This window comes from Abyssibius alkaniclasticus (assembly GCF_020447305.1).
Taxonomy (GTDB): Bacteria; Pseudomonadota; Alphaproteobacteria; order Rhodobacterales; family Rhodobacteraceae; genus Abyssibius; species Abyssibius alkaniclasticus.
In genome coordinates this window covers 289,072-308,672 of sequence record NZ_CP095732.1, presented here as the reverse complement: position 1 = coordinate 308,672, position 19,601 = coordinate 289,072, and the positions used below count along the sequence as shown (strand labels likewise).

Genomic DNA, 19,601 nt, shown 5'->3' with positions numbered 1-19,601 from the left:
CCGATGGCCTTGTCGCGGCGCGGATTCTCACGCTCTGAGGCCAATATCTGGCCCGGTTTCGTCGATGCGATGACCGCGCTGATTCTGGTGCTGTTCTTCGTGCTGTCGATTTTCATGATCGTGCAGTTCACCTTGCGCGAAACCATTACCGGGCAGGCCAGCGAGCTTGACGAGCTGACCGCGCAGGTTGCCGGGCTGGCCTCGGCGCTTGGCCTGCAAGAGGCGCGCAACCGCGCGCTGAACACCGAGATCGGCGCGCTTGACGCGCGGCTTGCCGATGCCGCGCGCAATGCCGATAGCCAAAGCGCGGTCATCGCCAGCCTCACGCGCGAACGTGCGGCCTTGCTTGATGCGCAGGCGGCGGCGCGCGCGCAGATCACCAGCTTTGAAGAGCAGGTCGCCAGCCTGCTGGCGCAGCGCGATGATCTGGATACGCGGCTCATCATGGCGCAATCCGAACTTGCCGACACGCAAGACACGCTTGCCGAGACCAGCGCAACACTGGATGAAAGCCGGGCCACGCTGGCGGCGCTGCAAGAGGCGCAGACGGTAGAAATATCCGCCCGCGAAGCGGCTGAAATTGCGCTTGCCCAGGCGCGAAGCGAAATTTCAGCCCAGGAACAGGAGGCGCGGCTTGCCGCAGCCCGCGCCGAAGCCCTGGAGCAAATGGTTGCCGGATTGCGCGCCGAATCAGCGGCGCGGGCCGATACCATCGCCTCGTTGCAGGATCAGGTGGCCACAAATGCACAGGCGCTGCTGTTGGCCGAAGCCGCTCGGCGCGAGGCCGCGGCGCGTGTTGCCAGCCTCGAATCGGCTCAGGGCGATGTTACCGCGCAGGCGCGCGACTTGCGTGACCGTCTGGATGCCGCCACCGCCGAGCTTATCGCCAATGCCGAGGCGCAGCGCCTGCTGGATGAGCGGCTGAGTGCTGCCGAACTGGCCCGCGTGGCGGTGTTGGCCGAGCTTGCCGATGCAATGCGCGAACGCGACGATGTGGCCGCCGCACTGGCCGAAACCGAAGCGGCGCGCGCTGCAGCACTTGATGCGCAGGCGCAATCCGAAGCCGATGCCGAAAGACTGGCCGAGCTGCTGTCGACCAAGAACAACGCCATTGCGGCTGCCGAACTTGCGCTTGCCGAGCGCGCAGCGGCGCTGACCGAAGCCGAACAGGCCCAGCTTGCCGAGGCCGCCGCAGCGGAAGCGTTGCGCGCCCGGCTCGCCGATGCCAACAGCGAGTTGACGGCCATGACCCTGGCGCTGGAAGAGCAGCGCCGCCGCGCCGAGGAAGCCCTGCTCGAACTGGCCGCCGCCCGCGCTGCCGCCGATGAACTGGCCGCGCTGCGTGGCGATGCAACGGCCGAGCTGCGCGCCCGCGATGTTGCGCTGGAAGAGGCGCGCGCCATCATCAGCCAGCGCAACCGCGAGGCTGAGGAAGCTGCCAGCGAACTGGAATTGCTCAACCAGCAGACCGCCGCGCTGCGCAGCGAGTTGAACGCGCTGCAAGGCTTGCTCGACGCCTCTGCAGCGCGCGATGCCGAAGCGCAGGTGCGGCTGGAAACGCTTGGATCAGAGCTGAATGCCGCGCTGGCGCAGGTCGCCTCGGAACAATCGGCGCGTGCCAGTGCCGAAGCCGCCCGTGCCGATGCCGAAGAACAGGCGCGCCTGCTGCTGGAAGCCGAGGCTGACCAGTTGCGCAACTACCGCTCGGAATTTTTTGGCCGTGTGCGCGAAATTCTGGGCGACCGTGAGGATGTTGTCATTTCAGGCGATCGGTTTGTCTTCCCCTCCGAGGTGCTGTTCGCCGCCGGATCCGCCGATCTGGGTGCCGAAGGCCGCGCCGAGATTGCCAAGGTTGCGGCGATCGTGCGCGAGGTTTCCGCCGAAATTCCCCCGGAAATTGATTGGGTGTTGCGGGTTGACGGCCATACCGATGCACGCCCTGTCGCTCCCGGAGGGCGGTATCGCAATAACTGGGAGTTGAGCCAGGCGCGCGCGCTTTCCGTTGTGCTGTTTTTGGTCGAGCATGAAGGGATCCCGGCAGAGCGGCTTGCCGCCACGGGCTTTGGCGAATTCCAGCCCATTGACCTTGGCGACAGCCCCGAAGCCCTGGCACGGAACCGCCGGATCGAGCTGAAATTTACCGAACGCTAGAAATTGCGGCGGCGCGCGCAGCATGTCGGTGGCCGCGGCCCGCAGCATTGCGCGCGCCGAGAGGCTGCGCCGGCCGCGGGTCGTGAGTGCTGGATGCGTGGCAACGTCGCAACAGCGCCCCGCTCAGCGCCCTCACCAAAGGCGCAATGTTGCACGGCGGCGCGGGAGCGGGGTTGCACAGGGCGCTACATCGGCCGCGCCGCCACCGCCGGGCGAAGCCCGGCAATCGCAGCGATGCGGCTTCGTGCTAATCGGCGGCCAGAAGCGGGGTTTTGCGCCCGGTGATCTGCTTGGCGGCCAGGTCCGCATATTCCAGCGCAAGCGCGCCGTCTTTCACGACAATCCGCACGACGCCGCCCTTGATCAGCTTGCCAAACAACAGCTCTTCGGCCATCGGCTTTTTGACATGTTCCTGAATGACCCGCGCCAAGGGCCGTGCGCCCATCTTGTCATCAAAGCCCTTTTCGGCCAGCCATTCAGCGGCTTCGGGGGTAAGGTCCAGATGCACATTGCGGTCCATCAACTGGTTCTCAAGCTGCATGACAAACTTGTCGACCACCTTCAGGATAACAGCGCGCGGCAGTGGTGCAAAGGAAATGACCGCATCGAGCCGGTTGCGGAATTCGGGCGTGAACAGCTTTTCAATTGCTGCCATGTCCTCGCCCTCGCGCCGGTCGCGCCCAAAGCCGATGGCGGATTTGGCCTGGTCGGCCGCGCCGGCATTCGAGGTCATGATCAGCACGACATTGCGGAAATCCACCTGCCGGCCGTTATGGTCGGTCATCTTGCCGTGGTCCATAACCTGCAGCAGAATGTTGAACACATCGGGATGGGCCTTTTCGATCTCGTCGAGCAGCAGCACGCAATGCGGGTGCTGGTCGACCTGGTCGGTCAGCAAACCGCCCTGATCAAAGCCAACATAGCCCGGCGGTGCGCCGATCAGCCGGGATACGGCGTGTTTCTCCATATATTCCGACATATCAAAGCGTAGCAGCTCAACGCCCAAAGTATCGGCCAGTTGCTTGGCAACCTCGGTTTTGCCCACACCTGTCGGCCCGGCAAACAGGTAGTTGCCGATGGGTTTTTCAGGTTCGCGCAACCCCGCACGGCCAAGTTTGATGGCCGAGGCCAGCGCCTCGATCGCCGTATCCTGCCCGAACACCACGCGCTTGAGGCTTTTTTCGAGGTCGCGCAGGTTTTCGGCATCGCTTTTGGAAACCGATTTCGGCGGAATGCGGGCAATGGTGGCCACAACCGCTTCAATATCCTTGGTGCCGATGGTTTTGCGGCGCCTGGATTCGGTGACCAGCATTTGCGCCGCCCCCGCCTCGTCGATCACGTCGATCGCCTTGTCTGGCAATTTCCGGTCGTGAATGTAGCGGGCCGACATTTCAACGGCGGTCTTGATCGCGTCATTGGTGTAGCGGATGTTGTGATGCTCTTCGAAATAGGGTTTCAGACCCATCAGGATTTTGATGGCATCCGGCACGCTCGGCTCGTTCACGTCAATCTTCTGGAAACGGCGCGACAGCGCGCGGTCCTTGTCAAAATGCTGGCGGAACTCGGTGAAAGTGGTGGAGCCCATGCATTTCAGCTTGCCGCCCTGCAACGCCGGTTTCAGCAGGTTCGAGGCATCCATCGCCCCGCCCGAAGTTGCACCTGCACCAATAACGGTGTGGATTTCGTCGATGAACAGCACGGCAGAAGGATGCGCTTCAAGCTCCTTCACCACCTCTTTCAGGCGTTCTTCAAAGTCACCCCGATAGCGGGTGCCGGCCAGAAGCGCGCCCATATCAAGCGAATAGATGGTGGTTCTGGCCAGAACCTCCGGCACCTCGCCCTGCACGATCTTGCGTGCAAGCCCTTCGGCAATGGCGGTTTTGCCAACCCCGGGGTCGCCCACCAGAAGCGGGTTGTTCTTGCGGCGGCGGCAGAGAATCTGGATACAACGGTCCACCTCTGCCACACGGCCGATCAGCGGGTCGACATCGCCCTTTTTGGCCTTGGTGTTCAGATCGACACAATATTTGGCCAGCGCGCTTTCGCCCTTTTCCTTCTGGCCGCCATCGGTGCTGCCCTGGCGCACCTCTTCCACGCCCTTCACGCTGCGCGGCTCGGAATATGTGGGGTTTTTGGCAACGCCGTGGCTGATGAAATTCACCGCGTCATAGCGGGTCATATCCTGTTCCTGCAGGAAATAAGTGGCGTGGCTTTCACGCTCGTTGAAGATCGCCACCAGCACATTGGCGCCGGTCACTTCGGAATGACCGGAGGTTTGCACATGAATGGCGGCGCGTTGGATGACGCGCTGAAAGCCGGTGCCGGGCGAGGCTTCGCTGCCCTCGATATCGGAGATCAGCGAATCCAGGTCTTCGTCGAGATAGCGGATCAGGTCTTTGCGCAGCTTTTCAACATTCACCCCGCAGGCCTGCATCACATGCAGCGCGTCAGGCTCGTCGGTCAGCGAAAGCAGCAGATGTTCAAGCGTCGCCAATTCGTGGCGGCGGTCATTGGCAAGGCTGAGCGCGCCGTGGATCGCGGTTTCTAGCGTGCTGGAAAATGTCGGCATCAAAGGCCTCCTGTCTCGTCTATGCGGTGCAGCGCCATCAAGCCTAGCGCGCTTTCCTTAAACTTCGGTTGTCATGCGACAAGGTTCAAGGGGTCAGCGTGACTCAGGCGTTCACGTTCTGTTAATAGAACAATGCGCCCACCCCGATAGCAATGTCAAAACATGTCTTTTTTGCGGCGAATGGCGGCGAATACAGCGGCATCTGTGGCGGTCTCCATGCCAAGCGCGGCGCGAATGCCGGCATCGGCCGCGCGCAAAAACGGGTTTGTGGCCAGTTCCAGCGATAATTGGCTGGGCACGGTGGCTTTTCCAGCCGCCCGAAGCGCGGCAATTTCGGCCACCCGCGCGGCCAGCGCCGCGTTTCCACCGTCGATGGATTGTGCGAACCGCGCATTGGCCGCTGTATATTCATGGCCGGAACAGACCTGGGTTTCGGGTGGAAGTGCTGCGAGTTTTTGCAGGCTGTCATGCATCTGCTCCATCGTGCCTTCAAACACCCGCCCGCAGCCCATTGCCATAAGACTGTCGGCGGTAAAGACGGCGCGCGCGTCCGGCACATACCAGGCGATATGGTTGATCGTGTGGCCCGACACATCCAGAATTTGGCCCGCAAGCCCGCCAATCGCCAGTTCATCGCCCTCGGCCAGGGCAATATCGAGCGGCGGCAGGCGCCGGGCGTCGGCGGCACAGCCTGCCACTTGCGGGGAATAGGCAGTGCGAATTTCACCCAGCCCCTGCACGTGGTCGGGGTGGTGATGGGTCAGCAGCACCTTGTCGATCCGCCAGCCGCGGGCTTTGACCTCGGCCAGAATTGGCGCCGCCTCGGGCACATCCACCAGCATGGTCTGGCCTGTGGCGCCATCATGCAGCAGAAAGGCGTAATTGTCCGAAAGGCAGGGAATGGTGATGATTTCTGCTGACATTTCTGCCATCCTCCGCAATCTGTGACGCCAGCTTTCAGTCTGGCCCAACACTGGACAAGATACAATGCACCTGGATGTTGTCGACCTGCGCGCCTTTTACTATCGCACCAAGCTGGGGCGGGCGGTGCAGCGCGACCTGCAGGAAACCATTGCCAAACGCTGGCCGGATTCGCGCCAGATGCAGGTTGTCGGCTTTGGCTTTGCGGCCCCCCTGCTGCGCCCGCATCTTGGCACTGCGCGGCGCGTGCTGTCGCTTATGCCCGCCGCCCAGGGGGTGATGCGCTGGCCGCCGGGCGATGCCAACCTGTCAACCCTTGTGGAAGAAACGCAATGGCCGCTGCCCGGCGGGTCCGTCGACCGGATCATCGTGGCCCACGGGCTGGAAACCTGTGAAGCACCCGAAGCCTTGCTCGATGAGATATGGCGCGTGCTTGCCCCAGGCGGCAAGGTCATGTTCATCGTGCCCAACCGCGCCGGGTTCTGGGCGCGGCGCGATACCACGCCCTTTGGCTATGGCCGCCCCTATTCGATGGGCCAGCTCGAAGCCTTGTTGCGCGCGCGGCGCTTCCAGCCGGGCTGGCACGCCAAGGCGTTGTATATGTGGCCAAGCCATCGCGCCTTCTGGCTGCGCACGGCGCGGCTGTTTGGCCGCATCGGCCGCCGCCTGGGTTTGCGCATCATGGCAGGCGCGCTGGTGGTCGAGGCAACAAAGCAGGTCTATGCCCCGCCCAGCGGGCTGCGCGATGCGGTGCGCGCGCCGCTTGATGTGCTGCAGGGGCTGGCGCGGCCACGCCCCGCCACCAACCGCGCACCCAACCGCACGCGCGGGGCTTCCACGCAAGAGCAAAGATTCGGCAACTCCACCCCGAAAGGGGAAGATATTCCGCCCGCCTAGCGCAACAAAGCGTCGCACTTGCCGCGCATTTGCGTTATATCCTGTAAATCGTGGATTTTTAGCACAGGCTATTATCCGCCGATCACTTGCCTGCTAAGAAATGCTCTGCTATCAGGGCGCCGATTTAGTTGGGTTGCCCAGGTGGCCCAATCCTGTCGCGTCGCGATTCTCGCGGCGTGTTTAACCAAAGGGGTGCCCGTGTCAGCCACTGCTTCATTGACCTCCGGAGCCGCCGGTCGCTATGCAACCGCGCTGTTTGAAATCGCAGCCGAAAGCAAAAGGCTCAAGCCCGTCGAGGCCGATCTCGATACGCTTGCCGCCGCACTGGCCGAAAGCAGCGATTTGCGCGACTTGACGCAATCGCCGATCTATCCGCGCGATCAGCAGGGGGCGGCTATGGCCGCAATTTGCACAAAAATGGAACTCGGGGCCGAGGTGTCTTCCACCGTGGCGCTTATGGCGTCCAACCGCCGCCTGCCCGAGCTTGGCGCAACCATCGCCGCCTTCAAAGCCCTTGCCGCCGAAGCGCGCGGCGAGATAACGGCCGATGTGACCGCCGCCAGCAAGCTTTCTGCCGAACAGCGCAAGGCGCTCTCGGCAACCCTGGCCGAAAGCCTGGGCAAGAAGATCACCATGAATGAAACCGTCGATCCATCGCTGATTGGCGGTTTAATCGTAAAAGTCGGTTCGGTAATGGTTGATACGTCGATCAAATCGAAACTCTCACAACTTCAAAACGCAATGAAAGAGGTCGGGTAATGGGTATCCAAGCTGCAGAAATCTCTGCGATCCTCAAAGAGCAGATCAAGAATTTCGGCTCCGAGGCGCAGGTCGCTGAAGTGGGCCGTGTGCTTTCGGTCGGCGACGGGATCGCCCGTGTCCACGGACTGGACAATGTGCAGGCCGGTGAAATGGTCGAATTCCCCGGTGGTATCCGTGGAATGGCGCTGAACCTTGAAAGCGACAATGTCGGTGTTGTTATTTTCGGGTCGGACCGTGACATCAAGGAAGGTGACACCGTCAAGCGCACCAACGCGATTGTGGACGTGCCCATCGGCAATGGTCTGCTTGGCCGCGTTGTCGACGCGCTTGGCAACCCGCTCGATGGCAAAGGCCCGATCGAGTCCGACACGCGCGCTGTTGCCGACGTGAAAGCCCCCGGCATCATCCCGCGTAAATCGGTGCATGAGCCGATGGCGACCGGCCTGAAATCGGTCGACTCGCTCATCCCGATTGGCCGTGGCCAGCGCGAACTTATCATCGGCGACCGCCAGACCGGTAAAACCGCCGTGGCGCTCGACGCGATTTTGAACCAGAAGTCGTATAACGATGCGGCTGGCGATGACGAATACAAAAAACTGTATTGCGTTTATGTTGCCATCGGCCAGAAGCGTTCGACTGTTGCCCAGCTTGTGAAAAAGCTCGAAGAAAGCGGCGCGATGGCCTATTCCATCGTTGTTGCGGCTACCGCGTCCGAGCCTGCACCGATGCAGTATCTTGCGCCTTATGCTGCCACCACAATGGCCGAGTTCTTCCGCGACAATGGCCGCCATGCGCTGATCATCTATGATGACCTGTCCAAACAGGCCGTGGCCTATCGCCAGATGTCGCTGCTGCTGCGCCGCCCGCCCGGCCGCGAAGCCTATCCCGGCGACGTTTTCTACCTCCATTCCCGCCTGCTGGAGCGTTCGGCCAAGCTGAACGACGATATGGGCAATGGTTCACTGACCGCCTTGCCGATCATCGAAACCCAGGGTGGCGACGTGTCGGCCTTCATTCCGACCAACGTGATCTCGATCACCGATGGCCAGATCTTCCTGGAAACCGAATTGTTCTTCCAGGGCATCCGCCCGGCTGTGAACACCGGTCTGTCGGTTTCGCGCGTGGGCTCAAGCGCCCAGACGAATGCCATGAAATCGGTTGCGGGTTCGATCAAACTCGAACTGGCACAGTATCGTGAGATGGCGGCCTTTGCGCAGTTTGGCTCCGACCTCGATGCCTCGACCCAGCGCCTTCTGGCCCGTGGTGCGCGCCTGACCGAATTGCTCAAGCAGCCGCAATATTCGCCGCTGACCAATGCCGAGCAGGTTTGCGTGATCTATGCAGGCACCAAAGGCTACCTTGACAAGGTTGCTGTGAAAGATGTCAGCCGCTTTGAAAAAGGTCTGCTGTCGCATCTGCGCGCCAACAATGCCGATCTTCTGAAAGACATCACCGACAATGACCGCAAGGTCAAAGGTGAGCTGGAAGACGCCATCAAGGCGGCAATCGATGGTTTCGCCAAAGGTTTCGCCTGATCGTAGCCCGGTAACGGAAAGGAGCGTTTGGCATGGCCAACCTCAAAGACCTGAAAGTCCGGATCGCCAGCGTTAAATCAACGCGGAAGATCACCAAGGCGATGCAGATGGTATCGGCTGCGAAACTGCGCCGTGCGCAGGACGCCGCCGAAGCCGCGCGCCCCTATGCAGACCGGATGAACGCCGTTCTGTCGAATCTTGCGCGTGGCGCGGCAAACTCCGCCTCGGCCCCGCGCCTGTTTCAGGGCACGGGCAGCGACAAGGTGCATCTGCTGATCGTGGCCACGGCCGAACGCGGCTTGTGCGGCGGGTTCAACAGCTCGATCGTCAAACTGGCGCGCGCCCATGCCCAAAAGCTGGTCGCGGCTGGTAAAACGGTCAAAATCCTCACAGTCGGCAAGAAAGGCCGCGAACAGCTACGCCGTGATATGGGCGACAAGCTGGTGGCGCATGTCGACAATTCAGCCGTGAAAAAGCTGGGCTATGCCAATGCGCAAGACGTGGCGCGCGACGTTCTGGCCCGGTTCGATGCGGGTGAGTTCGATGTCGCAACGCTGTTCTTCAGCAAGTTCAATTCGGTTATTTCGCAGGTGCCAACCGCGCAGCAACTGATTCCGGCGCAGTTTGAAGACACGGGCGAAGCGGGCACGCTTTACGACTATGAACCTGAAGAAGAGGCCATTCTGGCCGATCTGCTGCCGCGCTCGATTGCGACACAGATTTTCACAGGCTTGCTTGAAAATGCTGCCAGCGAGCAGGGCGCGCGTATGACCGCAATGGACAACGCAACCCGCAATGCTGGCGAGATGATCGACAAGTTGACGATCGAGTTCAACCGGTCTCGCCAGGCGGCGATCACCAACGAGCTGATCGAAATTATTTCGGGCGCGGAAGCGCTTTAACGGACTGGAGATAGATATGGCGAAATCAGTCGGAAAAATTACGCAGGTGATCGGCGCGGTTGTCGACGTTCAGTTCGATGGCGCCCTGCCTGAAATTCTGAACGCACTTGAAACCGACAATAACGGCACAAAGCTCATTCTTGAGGTTGCGCAGCATCTGGGTGAAAATACCGTGCGCACCGTGGCGATGGCCGCGACCGAAGGTTTGGTGCGTGGCGGCAAGGTTACCGATACCGGTGCCACAATTCAGGTGCCGGTGGGCGATGCAACGCTTGGCCGCATCATGAACGTTGTTGGCGAACCCGTAGACGAAAAAGGCCCGGTGAAAGCCTCTGAGCATCGTTCGATCCACGCGCCGGCCCCCGATTTCTCGGAACAGTCGACAAGCTCGGAAATTCTGGTGACCGGCATCAAGGTCATCGACCTGCTGGCCCCCTATTCCAAGGGTGGTAAAATTGGTCTGTTCGGTGGTGCGGGCGTTGGTAAAACCGTTCTTATTCAGGAACTTATCAACAACATCGCCAAGGTGCATTCGGGCTATTCGGTGTTTGCCGGTGTGGGTGAGCGCACCCGCGAAGGCAACGACCTTTACCACGAATTCATCGAATCCGGTGTTATCGACGCCGAAGACCTGACCAAGTCGAAAGTGGCCCTGGTTTACGGCCAGATGAACGAGCCGCCGGGGGCGCGTATGCGTGTGGCCCTGTCGGGTCTGACAATGGCCGAACAGTTCCGCGACCAGTCCGGCACCGACGTTCTGTTCTTTGTCGACAACATCTTCCGCTTTACGCAGGCAGGCTCCGAAGTGTCGGCACTTCTTGGCCGTATTCCTTCGGCCGTGGGCTACCAGCCAACGCTGGCCACCGATATGGGTGCGATGCAGGAACGCATCACCTCGACCAAGAACGGCTCGATCACCTCGGTGCAGGCGATTTATGTGCCAGCCGATGACTTGACCGACCCCGCGCCGGCCACATCCTTTGCCCACCTTGACGCGACCACCACGCTGAACCGCGCCATCTCGGAACTGGGGATCTACCCCGCCGTTGACCCGCTCGATTCATCCTCGCGCCTGATGGACCCGCAGGTTCTGGGTGAAGAACATTACAGCGTTGCCCGTGACGTTCAGGGGATTTTGCAGCGTTACAAGTCGTTGCAGGACATCATCGCCATTCTTGGCATGGACGAATTGTCGGAAGAAGACAAACTGGCCGTATCGCGTGCGCGTAAAATCCAGCGCTTCCTGTCCCAGCCGTTTGACGTGGCGCAGGTCTTCACCGGCTCGCCCGGTGTGCAGGTGCCGCTGGAAGTGACCATCGACAGCTTCAAGCGCGTTGTTGCCGGCGAATTCGACCATCTTCCCGAGGCGGCCTTCTACATGGTTGGCGGCATCGATGAAGTGATCGCAAAAGCCGAGAAACTGGCCGCCGAAGCCGCCTAAGTGAAAGGGGCCCAAAATGGCCGAAACGATGCAGTTTGATCTGGTTTCCCCCGAACGGCAGCTGGCCTCGCTGGCCGCCGATGCGGTGGAAATTCCGGGGGCCGAGGGTGACCTGACGGCAATGGCAGACCATGCGCCGTTCCTGACCACGCTGCGCCCGGGCCTTGTGCGGGTGCATGTGGGCAGCACGGTCACCGAATATGTGGTGACTGGCGGCTTTGCCGAACTCTCTGCGGCGGGCACCTCGATTCTGGCCGAAGTGGCTGTGCCCAAGGCTGAATTCGGGGCCGATATACTCGCGGGCCTGATGTCGGATGCCGAAGCCGCCGCCGCATCGGCTGCCGAAGAGAACAAGGCCGCCACGGCGCTGCGGGTCAATGACCTCAAGACGCTGGGCAGCCAGCTCGGCCTTTAGGCTTTCTTGCGAACCGCGCCGCCCCGGACCTGATCCGGGGCCTCTGGCTCAATCACAAACCGCCCCGGAGCAAATCCGGGGCGGTTTTGTTTCATGTCAGATATGTCGAGAAATGCGCCAATGTCCGCTCCCAGGCCAAATTGGCCGCAGCCTCGTCGAAGCGTGGCGTCGTGTCATTGTGAAAGCCGTGGTTCACGCCGTCATAGATATACGCCTCATAGCGCGTTCCGGCAGCCTTCAATGCGGCCTCGTATGCCGGCCAGCCCGCATTGATCCGCTCATCCAGTCCGGCATAATGGATCAACATTGCCGCCCTGATCCTGGGCACATCGGCAATATCGGGCTGGCGGCCATAAAACGGCACCGAGGCGGCCAGTTCAGGATAGGCCACCGCCAGGGCATTGCACACGCCGCCGCCATAGCAAAATCCGACCGCGCCCACCTTGCCGGAACTGTCGGCATGGGCCATCAGATATTCGAAACCGGCAAAGAAATCCTGCATCAGCTTGGCGCCGTCGATCTGGCTTTGCATTTCGCGCCCGGCATCGTCATTGCCGGGATAGCCGCCAAGTGGCGACAACCCGTCCGGGCCAAGCGCCATATAGCCGGCCTTGGCGCAACGGCGCACGACATCTTCGATATATGGGTTCAGCCCGCGGTTCTCATGCACCACCAACACGGCAGGCAGCGGGCCAGGCGCCCCGGCGGGCCGCGCCATCAGCCCGGAAATATCGCCGTTGCCATCGGGTGAAGCATAGGTGATACGCGTGGTTTCTATAGCCGGATCATCCGGCGCAACCTGCTGGGCCAGCGCGTAATTCGGCTGCAACATCTCCAGCATGGCCGCAGCACCGACCCCGCCAATGGTAAACTTCGCGGCATGGTCCAGAAAGGCCCGCTTGCTCATCTTGCCATGCACATAGCCGTCATAAAGCTCCAGCAGGCGGGGGTGAAAATCACTTGCACGCATACGCTTCATAGCAATCTCCCTCTTTTCTTGAATGATCAGGCGACCAGTATGTGCCACATGCGGCGCAATCACAATTGCGGGAAGGCGATACGGCAGATATGGGAGTGGCATGAAACCCAAGGCCGGCCTTGCTTTTGCAATCGCAACCATCCTGCTCGATGCCATTGGCGTCGGGCTGATCTTCCCGATCATGCCCGACCTTATGGCCGAAGTCGGGGCGGGTGATATCGGCAGCAGCGCCATTTGGGGCGGTATTCTGATGTCGGCCTATGCGGTGATGCAGTTCCTGTTTTCTCCGTTGATCGGCAACCTGTCCGACGCCTTCGGGCGGCGCGGCGTGTTGTTGCTGGCACTTGCCGCCCTGACGCTCGACTATCTGCTGATGGCCCTGGCGCAGACCTTCTGGCTGCTGCTCATCGGGCGGATCGTGGCGGGCATTGCCGGGGCGACCTATTCAACCGTTACCGCCTATCTGGCCGATATCAGCGCGCCTGCGGAAAAGGCGGCGAATTTCGGGCTGATCTCGGCGGTGTTTGGCGTGGGGTTCATTCTTGGCCCCGCACTTGGCGGCCTACTGGCTGGGGTTGATCTGCGCGCGCCGTTTTACGCCGCTGCCGTGCTAAGCGCGGCCAACTTCGCCTTTGGCTGGTTCTTCTTGCCGGAATCACTGCCCAAAGCGGCGCGCCGCCCGTTCAGCCTGCGCAAAAGCAGCCCATTCACGGCGTTGCGCGATGCCTTCGCGCTGCCCGCCCTGCGCGTGCCCCTGACCGTGTTCATGCTGTTCGAGCTTGCCGCTTTTGTCTACCCCGCCGTCTGGGCCTATTTCGGCAAAGCCTCTTTTGGCTGGTCAACCGTTACCGTGGGCATTTCGCTAACCGCCTATGGCGCGCTGCTTTTCGTTGTGCAGGGCGGTTTGCTGCGCGTGCTTGTCCCGCGCTGGGGAGAGCGCCGGGTGATATTGTTTGGCATGTGGATGGCGTTTTTGGGGCTGTTCGGCATCGGGCTGGCCCCCAGCAGCCTTGTGGTTTTCATGCTGTTGCCGATCTGCGCACTCTCCGACCTTGCCCCGCCCAGCTTGCAGGGGCTGATGTCCAACCGGGTCAGCGACAATGAACAGGGCAAGCTGCAAGGTGTCATCGGCAGCCTTGGTGCGCTTATCTCCATCGCTGGCCCGCTGATCATGACAGGCACGTTCTGGGCCTTTACCAGCCCTTCCATGCCCTATATTCCCGGCGCACCGTTCTTTCTGGCCGCGCTGATCACGCTGGCCATCATCCCGTTGGCATGGCGCAAGATTTAGGCGCCGGGATAGTAGGCCTCGTAGAGGGGGCCAAGCGTATTGTCATCAAACAGGCTCGAAACCGAGGTGCCATTGGAGATGTTTACAATCGCCTGCGCAAACATTGGCGCGGTCGGCACGAAGCGGATTTTCTTGCATTTTTTCACTGCGCCGTTGGATTCAATCGAATCCGTCACCACCAGTGATTTCATCGAGCTTGCGGTAATGCGCTCCACCGCCGGGCCCGACAAAACCCCGTGGCTGATATAGGCATGAACTTCCTTGGCGCCCTTCTCGATGAGCAGATCGGCGGCTTTGCACAGGGTGCCTGCCGTGTCGACGATATCGTCGATGATCACACAGATGCGGCCCTTGATGTCGCCAATAACGTTCAGGCTTTCCACCTCACCGGGGCCCGAGCGGCGTTTGTCGACGATCGCCAGATCGGCGCCAATGCGTTCGGCCAGTTCGCGCGCCCGCGCCACGCCGCCCACATCGGGCGAGACAACGGTGATCTGGTTCAGGTCCTTGAAGTGATGCTTCACATCCAGCGCAAAAACCGGCGAGGCGTAGAGGTTATCGACCGGAATATCGAAAAAGCCCTGAATCTGTGCGGCGTGCAAATCCATTGTCAGCACCCGTTCGACACCCGCTTGCGCGATGAGGTTGGCCACCAGCTTGGCCGAAATCGGCGTGCGCGCCTTTGTGCGGCGGTCTTGCCGGGCATAGCCGAAATAGGGAATGACGGCGGTGATGCGCGCAGCAGAAGAGCGGCGCAAGGCATCGGTCATGATCAGCAGTTCCATCAGGTTGTCGTTTGCAGGGTTCGAGGTTGGCTGGATGATGAACATATCCTCGCCGCGCACATTGTCATAAACCTCGACAAAAATTTCCTGATCGTTGAAGCGTTCGACCCGCGCCTTGATCAATTCCACTTTTCCGCCGGAATGCAGGCTCATCCGCCGCGCAATGGTTTTGGCCAGCGACTGGTTGGCATTTCCGGAAATCAGTTTGGGTTGCAGGCTGCGGCTCATGACGGTCCCTCATGTCAGCGGCGCAATGTCGCGCCAAATTTACCTTGGCCGTGGCTTAACATTGCCGCGCGCCCTTGCAAAGCCTGCAAAGACCGTCATTCTGGGGGCGCGGCAACCTGACGGAGGAAATATGGCGCAGATCGACTATTTTTTTACCCCGCTATCGCCCTATACCTACCTTGCAGGGACACGGTTAGAGCAAATTGCAGCCCAGAGTGGCGCGGACATAACCTATCGGCCGATTCTACTGGCCAAAGTGTTCGAGGCAACGGGCGGTGTGGCCCTGCCGCAGCGCCACGAATCACGCCAGGCCTATCGGTTCCAGGATCTTGCGCGTTCCGCAGCAATGGAAGGTTTGGCGATCAACCTTCGCCCGGCGCATTTTCCCACCAACCCCGTGCCGGCAAGCTGCGCCATTATTGCCGCGCAAGATGCGGGTGGCGGCAATCTGGGCGCGCTCTGCCACAGCCTGTGCCGCGCGGTCTGGGCGGAAGAGCGTGACATCTCCCAGGATGAGGTGATTGCAGCCTGCCTGACAGCGGCAGGGTTTGACGCCGGGCTTGCCACATCGGGGATGCTGTCGGGCGTCGATGTGCTGGAGCGTAACACGCAGGACGCCATCAAGGCGGGCGTGTTTGGCTCGCCCAGCTATGTGGTGGGCGATCAGGTATTTTGGGGCCATGACCGGCTGGCACATCTGGCCGCGCATTTGGGCTGAAGGCACCACAAGAACGACACCGTCCCGGGCCTGACCCGGGACCTCATGTTTGCGGCTGCGAGGTCCCGGGTCAGGCCCGGGACGCGTGGCGCTACCTGGCTGATGCAAACACGCTGGTAAAGCGGGCGATTTCGGCATCGGTTGTATGCCAGCTTGTGACCAGCCGCGCAGAGATGAGTTCATCGGCGGGGCCAGTCGCTTCGGCATCATGCGGCCATTGGTAATATTTGGCGCCTGCTGCGGCCAGAGCATCATGCGCGCGGCGCGGCCAGGAGGCGAAAATCATGTTCGCCTCGGCCGGGTGCAGCAGTGAAAAGCCTTCGCAGGCGGCCAGACCCGTCGCCAGGCGCTGCGTCGCTTCATTGGCGCGGGCGGCCAGTTTCAGCCACAGATCATCGGCCAGATAAGCCTCCATCTGGGCCGACAGATAGCGGTGTTTGGAAAACAGATGCCCGCCGCGCTTGCGCCGCAATTCAAACTCCCAGGCCTGTTTCGGGTCAAAGAACACCACGGCTTCCACACCCATCAGCCCGTTCTTCGTGCCACCGAATGACAGCACATCAACCCCCGCCTTCCAGCTCATCTCGGCGGGGGTGCAGCCAAGCGCCACCAGCGCATTGGCAAAGCGCGCGCCGTCCAGATGCACGGGCAGGTCATGCATATGCGCCAGATCGGCTATCGCGCGCATATGCTCAAGGCTGTAAACCGCGCCCATTTCGGTAACGGTCGACATGGAAACCGCGCCGCGCTGCACATTATGCACACCCGCCGGGGCGGCATATTTCAGCGCCCTGGCGAGGGCCTCCACATCCATGCGTGCATCATCGCCCGCGATCAGGCTGAGCTTGGCGCCGCCGGTGTAAAACTCGGGGGCTGCGCATTCATCTTCGGCAATATGGGCATGGGTGGCGCAGTAAATCGTCGCCCAGGGCGGGCAGATTGTGGCCAGAGCCAGCGCATTGGCCGAGGTGCCGGTGGGCACGAGATAGACCGCAGCCTCAGGCGCTTCAAATATCTTTCGAATGCGCGCGCTCACCCGCGTCATGATCTCGTCGCCACCATAGGATGCCGCATGGCCCTCATTGGCGGCCAGCATGGCCTGCATCACTTCGGGGGCGGCCGGAGCGGCATTGTCGGATGAAAAGATCATTACAGCATTCCTTCAATGATATGCGCATCAAGCTCGTCGGGGTCGACATCATACTCGGTAAGCGTGCGGTTCTTCATGGAGACCCCAGCTTCATGCACCGAATTTGCATCGCCGGAAAGCAGCGGGTGCCAGTCGTAAAGCGGCTTGCCTTCGGCGCGCAGCCGATAGGCGCAGGTGGCGGGCATCCAGTGCTTGTTCTGCTCCAGCGTTTCGGGGGTAAGGATGACGCAGCCCTTCACCAACTGGCGGCGCAGCGGGTAGTTGCCACAGCGGCAGGTGGCACTGTCAAACAGGCGGCAGGCCACGCGGGTATAGGCGAATGCGCCGGTCTCCTCGTCTTCCAGCTTAAGAAGGCAGCACTTGCCGCAGCCATCGCACAGGGCTTCCCATTCTTCGCGATCAAGGCTTTCCAGCGGCTTTTCCCAGAACCTCTTGCGCATCATTCAGCGTCCAGAATGGCGGCGATGCGGGCGCAGTCATTCTGCATTTGCGCAACCAGCGCATCAATCCCGTCAAACTTCAGCTCGGGGCGGAGGTAGTCGACCAGCGCGACCGAAAGTTCGGCCCCGTATAAATCACCCTCAAAATCGAAGATGAACACTTCGAGATTCGGGATATTTTCGCCAAAAGTGGGCCGCGTTCCAATGCTGGCCGCCCCGCGATAAGCGCCTTTATGCGGCCCGGTCAACACATCGACCCAGACGGCATAAATGCCAAGGCGCGGCAGGTGCAGATCGACAAGCGCCATATTGGCGGTGGGATAACCAAGCGCGCGGCCACGCTGGTCGCCCTTGATGACAATGCCGTTGATCCGGTGCCAGTGGTCGAGCATTTTGGCGGCATCGCGCGGGCGGCCCGCCGCCAGGGCGGTGCGGATCGCGGTCGAGGATACATCTTCGGCCTCGGCCTGCACGAGCGGCGCAATTTCAACCTCGATGCCAAATTCTTCGCCCAGGGCCTGCAGCATGTCTGCACTGCCCTCACGCCCCTTGCCAAAGCGAAAATCGGCGCCCACCACCACACGGGCCAGGCCAAGCCCGTCGGCCAGAACATCGCGCACGAAGTCGCGCGCCGAAAGGTTGGCCAGATCGGCGTTGAACGGCAGATCGAACAGCAGATCGACCCCAAGCTTTTCCAGCCGGTGCGCCTTGGTGGCCGGGCTCATCAGCCGGAAGGGCGGGCCATCGGGGGCGAAATACTGGCGCGGATGCGGCTCGAAGCTCACCACGGCCAGCGGCATATCGGCATGGCGCGCACGCTCGATTACCGCGCGGTGGCCGATATGGACACCATCGAAATTCCCCATCGCGGCAGAGGATTCGCGCGCAGCCTTGGGGATTGCGTGAAATGAGTTAAAAACCTGCATGGCCCTCGCAGGTATGCCTGCGCCCTAGTCGAATTTGCGGCTGGGCGCCATAACCAGCGCATCGCCTTTCAGCACCACGGTATCGCCCACGCGGCAGGCACAATCAAGGGTCACGCGGCGTTTTGCATAGTCAATCTCGCGCACGCTTACGCTGGCATCAACCCGGTCACCGGGGCGCACAGGTGCCATGAAGGTCAGGTTTTGCCGAAGGTAAACCGTGCCGTGGCCCGGTAATTGCTCGCCAATCACCGCCGAAATCAGCCCGGCGGTCAGCATCCCATGCGCGATGCGCCCGCCGAAAATGGTTTGCTGGGCGTAATCGTCGTCCAGATGCACGGGGTTATGGTCGGTCGAAAGTTCGGCGAACATCTCAATTTCCGCATCACCAATCACCTTGGACAATTCGCGCAGCATCCCGATTTCCAGATCCTCGATGCAGATCGTGCCGGGTTCGAAGTTTCGCGGGGCAAGGCTGGACATGGGCTTTTCCGAAATGGCTGGCGCGTATTGCGGCGCACAATCGCTAACATGCGCATGTGCCGCGCGCAAGGGTCGCGCAACAAAAAAACACATCCGGCTTCCGGAAGGTAATTAAATTACCGCAAAAACCCAATTGCAGCGGTGGGCGATTGCTGGTGCCTGGCCAGATAGGCCTGCAAGGCCGCCGCATCGGGCATCCCGTTTTCCAGCGGAATGTCCGGTCCGGCCAGCCCGCCGGTAATGAACAATGTTTCCAGCCCCTCGGCCATGCCGCCCTGCACATCGGTGGCAATCCCGTCACCTATGCAGAGCATCCGCTCATCCACCGGCAGTTTGCCATCCATCGCGGCAAGGCGGCGGCGGGCGAGTTCATAGACCGGGGCGTGGGGCTTGCCGAAATACAGCGCCTCGCCACCCATTTCCTCGTAAAGCGCGGCCAGAGCCCCGGCGCAGTAAAGCCGGTTTTCGCCCTTGTCGACCATGATATCGGGGTTCGCGCAGATCATCTTCAGCCCGCGCGCCTTGGCGCCCAGCAGCACCTCGCGATACATATCCGGCGTTTCAACCCTGTCATCGGCCAGCCCGGTGCAAATTACACCTTCGGCCTGATCCAGCGGCACGCGGGCAATGGTTATGCGCTGAACAATGTCATCCGAAAAGGTCGTAAAGAAATTCTCATCGGCCTTGGCGCCGATATGGAACACCTTGTCACCAACCAATCCGGCCAGCATCGCTTCCTGTGCGGCATCGCCCGAGCTTACGATGACATCGTAGCAATCGGTTGGCACGCCCATAGCATTGAGATGCGCGCGCACCGCGGCTTCGGGGCGCGGCGCATTGGTCAGCAGAACCACCCGCCCGCCAGCTGTGCGAAATGCCTGCAACGCGGCCACAGCATCGGGGAAGGGGTGGATACCGTCATGCAGACAGCCCCAAAGGTCGCATAAAAGCACGTCGTAGCGGCGGGCAATATCGCCCAGGCTTGCGATAATCTCGGTCATGGGGCGGGCC

General features: G+C 61.3%; 18 protein-coding genes. 9 read left to right on the top strand and 9 right to left on the bottom strand.

Annotated elements, in window-relative coordinates; translation table 11 throughout:
* The first annotated feature begins 3 nt into the window (after nucleotides 1–3).
* The gene (locus LGT41_RS01695) at nucleotides 4–2,151 is read left to right on the top strand and encodes a peptidoglycan -binding protein (protein WP_274128277.1); all 2,148 of its coding nucleotides are present in this window, start codon (nucleotides 4–6) and stop codon (nucleotides 2,149–2,151) included.
* Nucleotides 2,152–2,398: 247 nt separating this feature from the next.
* Here the strand turns inward: LGT41_RS01695 and clpA are convergent, their stop codons facing one another.
* Nucleotides 2,399–4,720 carry an ATP-dependent Clp protease ATP-binding subunit ClpA gene (clpA, locus tag LGT41_RS01690; RefSeq protein WP_274128276.1) on the bottom strand — a complete coding sequence of 774 codons (2,322 nt, stop codon included), beginning with the start codon at nucleotides 4,718–4,720 and terminating at the stop codon, nucleotides 2,399–2,401.
* A 155-nt stretch (nucleotides 4,721–4,875) separates the two neighbouring features.
* Complete coding sequence (gene gloB / locus LGT41_RS01685) at nucleotides 4,876–5,643, bottom strand: hydroxyacylglutathione hydrolase (RefSeq protein WP_274128274.1); 768 nt, start codon at nucleotides 5,641–5,643, stop codon at nucleotides 4,876–4,878.
* A gap of 64 nt (nucleotides 5,644–5,707) precedes the next feature.
* Here gloB and LGT41_RS01680 point away from each other — a divergent pair, with 64 nt between their 5' ends.
* From LGT41_RS01680 to LGT41_RS01655, 6 genes are all read left to right on the top strand, one after another.
* Nucleotides 5,708–6,538, top strand: coding sequence for a class I SAM-dependent methyltransferase (locus LGT41_RS01680; RefSeq protein ID WP_274128273.1), 831 nt, complete (start codon nucleotides 5,708–5,710; stop codon nucleotides 6,536–6,538).
* A gap of 198 nt (nucleotides 6,539–6,736) precedes the next feature.
* On the top strand, nucleotides 6,737–7,297 hold the full coding sequence (locus LGT41_RS01675; RefSeq protein WP_274128272.1) for a F0F1 ATP synthase subunit delta: 561 nt from the start codon (nucleotides 6,737–6,739) through the stop codon (nucleotides 7,295–7,297).
* Complete coding sequence (atpA, locus tag LGT41_RS01670) at nucleotides 7,297–8,835, top strand: F0F1 ATP synthase subunit alpha (RefSeq protein ID WP_274128271.1); 1,539 nt, start codon at nucleotides 7,297–7,299, stop codon at nucleotides 8,833–8,835. Before LGT41_RS01675 ends, atpA begins: the two co-directional genes overlap by 1 nt.
* A 32-nt stretch (nucleotides 8,836–8,867) precedes the next feature.
* A complete protein-coding gene (locus LGT41_RS01665) occupies nucleotides 8,868–9,737 on the top strand; it encodes a F0F1 ATP synthase subunit gamma (protein ID WP_274128270.1) in 870 nt (289 codons plus the stop codon).
* Between the two features lie 16 nt (nucleotides 9,738–9,753).
* Nucleotides 9,754–11,178: a F0F1 ATP synthase subunit beta gene (atpD, locus tag LGT41_RS01660; protein ID WP_274128269.1), complete on the top strand. Its 1,425-nt coding sequence runs from the start codon at nucleotides 9,754–9,756 to the stop codon at nucleotides 11,176–11,178.
* A gap of 16 nt (nucleotides 11,179–11,194) precedes the next feature.
* A complete protein-coding gene (locus LGT41_RS01655) occupies nucleotides 11,195–11,593 on the top strand; it encodes a F0F1 ATP synthase subunit epsilon (protein ID WP_274128268.1) in 399 nt (132 codons plus the stop codon).
* A gap of 91 nt (nucleotides 11,594–11,684) precedes the next feature.
* Here the strand turns inward: LGT41_RS01655 and yghX are convergent, their stop codons facing one another.
* The gene (gene yghX / locus LGT41_RS01650; RefSeq protein WP_274128267.1) at nucleotides 11,685–12,572 is read right to left on the bottom strand and encodes a YghX family hydrolase; all 888 of its coding nucleotides are present in this window, start codon (nucleotides 12,570–12,572) and stop codon (nucleotides 11,685–11,687) included.
* A 100-nt stretch (nucleotides 12,573–12,672) separates the two neighbouring features.
* On the opposite strand from yghX, the gene LGT41_RS01645 reads away from it, so the two are divergent.
* Complete coding sequence (locus LGT41_RS01645; RefSeq protein WP_274128266.1) at nucleotides 12,673–13,863, top strand: TCR/Tet family MFS transporter; 1,191 nt, start codon at nucleotides 12,673–12,675, stop codon at nucleotides 13,861–13,863.
* Here LGT41_RS01645 and LGT41_RS01640 read toward each other — a convergent pair.
* Nucleotides 13,860–14,876, bottom strand: a complete 1,017-nt coding sequence (locus LGT41_RS01640; protein WP_274128265.1) for a ribose-phosphate pyrophosphokinase — start codon at nucleotides 14,874–14,876, stop codon at nucleotides 13,860–13,862. The genes LGT41_RS01645 and LGT41_RS01640 overlap by 4 nt on opposite strands.
* A 130-nt stretch (nucleotides 14,877–15,006) precedes the next feature.
* Here LGT41_RS01640 and LGT41_RS01635 point away from each other — a divergent pair, with 130 nt between their 5' ends.
* A complete protein-coding gene (locus LGT41_RS01635) occupies nucleotides 15,007–15,594 on the top strand; it encodes a 2-hydroxychromene-2-carboxylate isomerase (protein WP_274128264.1) in 588 nt (195 codons plus the stop codon).
* 91 nt (nucleotides 15,595–15,685) lie between these two features.
* On the opposite strand, the gene LGT41_RS01630 is transcribed toward LGT41_RS01635, so the two are convergent.
* From LGT41_RS01630 to LGT41_RS01610, 5 genes are all read right to left on the bottom strand, one after another.
* A complete protein-coding gene (locus LGT41_RS01630) occupies nucleotides 15,686–16,744 on the bottom strand; it encodes a threonine aldolase family protein (protein WP_274128263.1) in 1,059 nt (352 codons plus the stop codon).
* Nucleotides 16,744–17,184 (bottom strand): YcgN family cysteine cluster protein, encoded by a 441-nt coding sequence (locus tag LGT41_RS01625; RefSeq protein WP_274129624.1) that lies wholly within the window; start codon nucleotides 17,182–17,184, stop codon nucleotides 16,744–16,746. The genes LGT41_RS01630 and LGT41_RS01625 overlap by 1 nt, the downstream gene beginning before the upstream one ends.
* Complete coding sequence (locus LGT41_RS01620) at nucleotides 17,184–18,110, bottom strand: bifunctional riboflavin kinase/FAD synthetase (RefSeq protein WP_274128261.1); 927 nt, start codon at nucleotides 18,108–18,110, stop codon at nucleotides 17,184–17,186. Before LGT41_RS01620 ends, LGT41_RS01625 begins: the two co-directional genes overlap by 1 nt.
* Before the next feature lie 24 nt (nucleotides 18,111–18,134).
* Nucleotides 18,135–18,590 carry a MaoC family dehydratase gene (locus tag LGT41_RS01615; protein ID WP_274128260.1) on the bottom strand — a complete coding sequence of 152 codons (456 nt, stop codon included), beginning with the start codon at nucleotides 18,588–18,590 and terminating at the stop codon, nucleotides 18,135–18,137.
* A 116-nt stretch (nucleotides 18,591–18,706) separates the two neighbouring features.
* Nucleotides 18,707–19,591, bottom strand: coding sequence for a TIGR01459 family HAD-type hydrolase (locus LGT41_RS01610; protein ID WP_274128258.1), 885 nt, complete (start codon nucleotides 19,589–19,591; stop codon nucleotides 18,707–18,709).
* Between the last annotated feature and the right edge of the window lie 10 nt (nucleotides 19,592–19,601).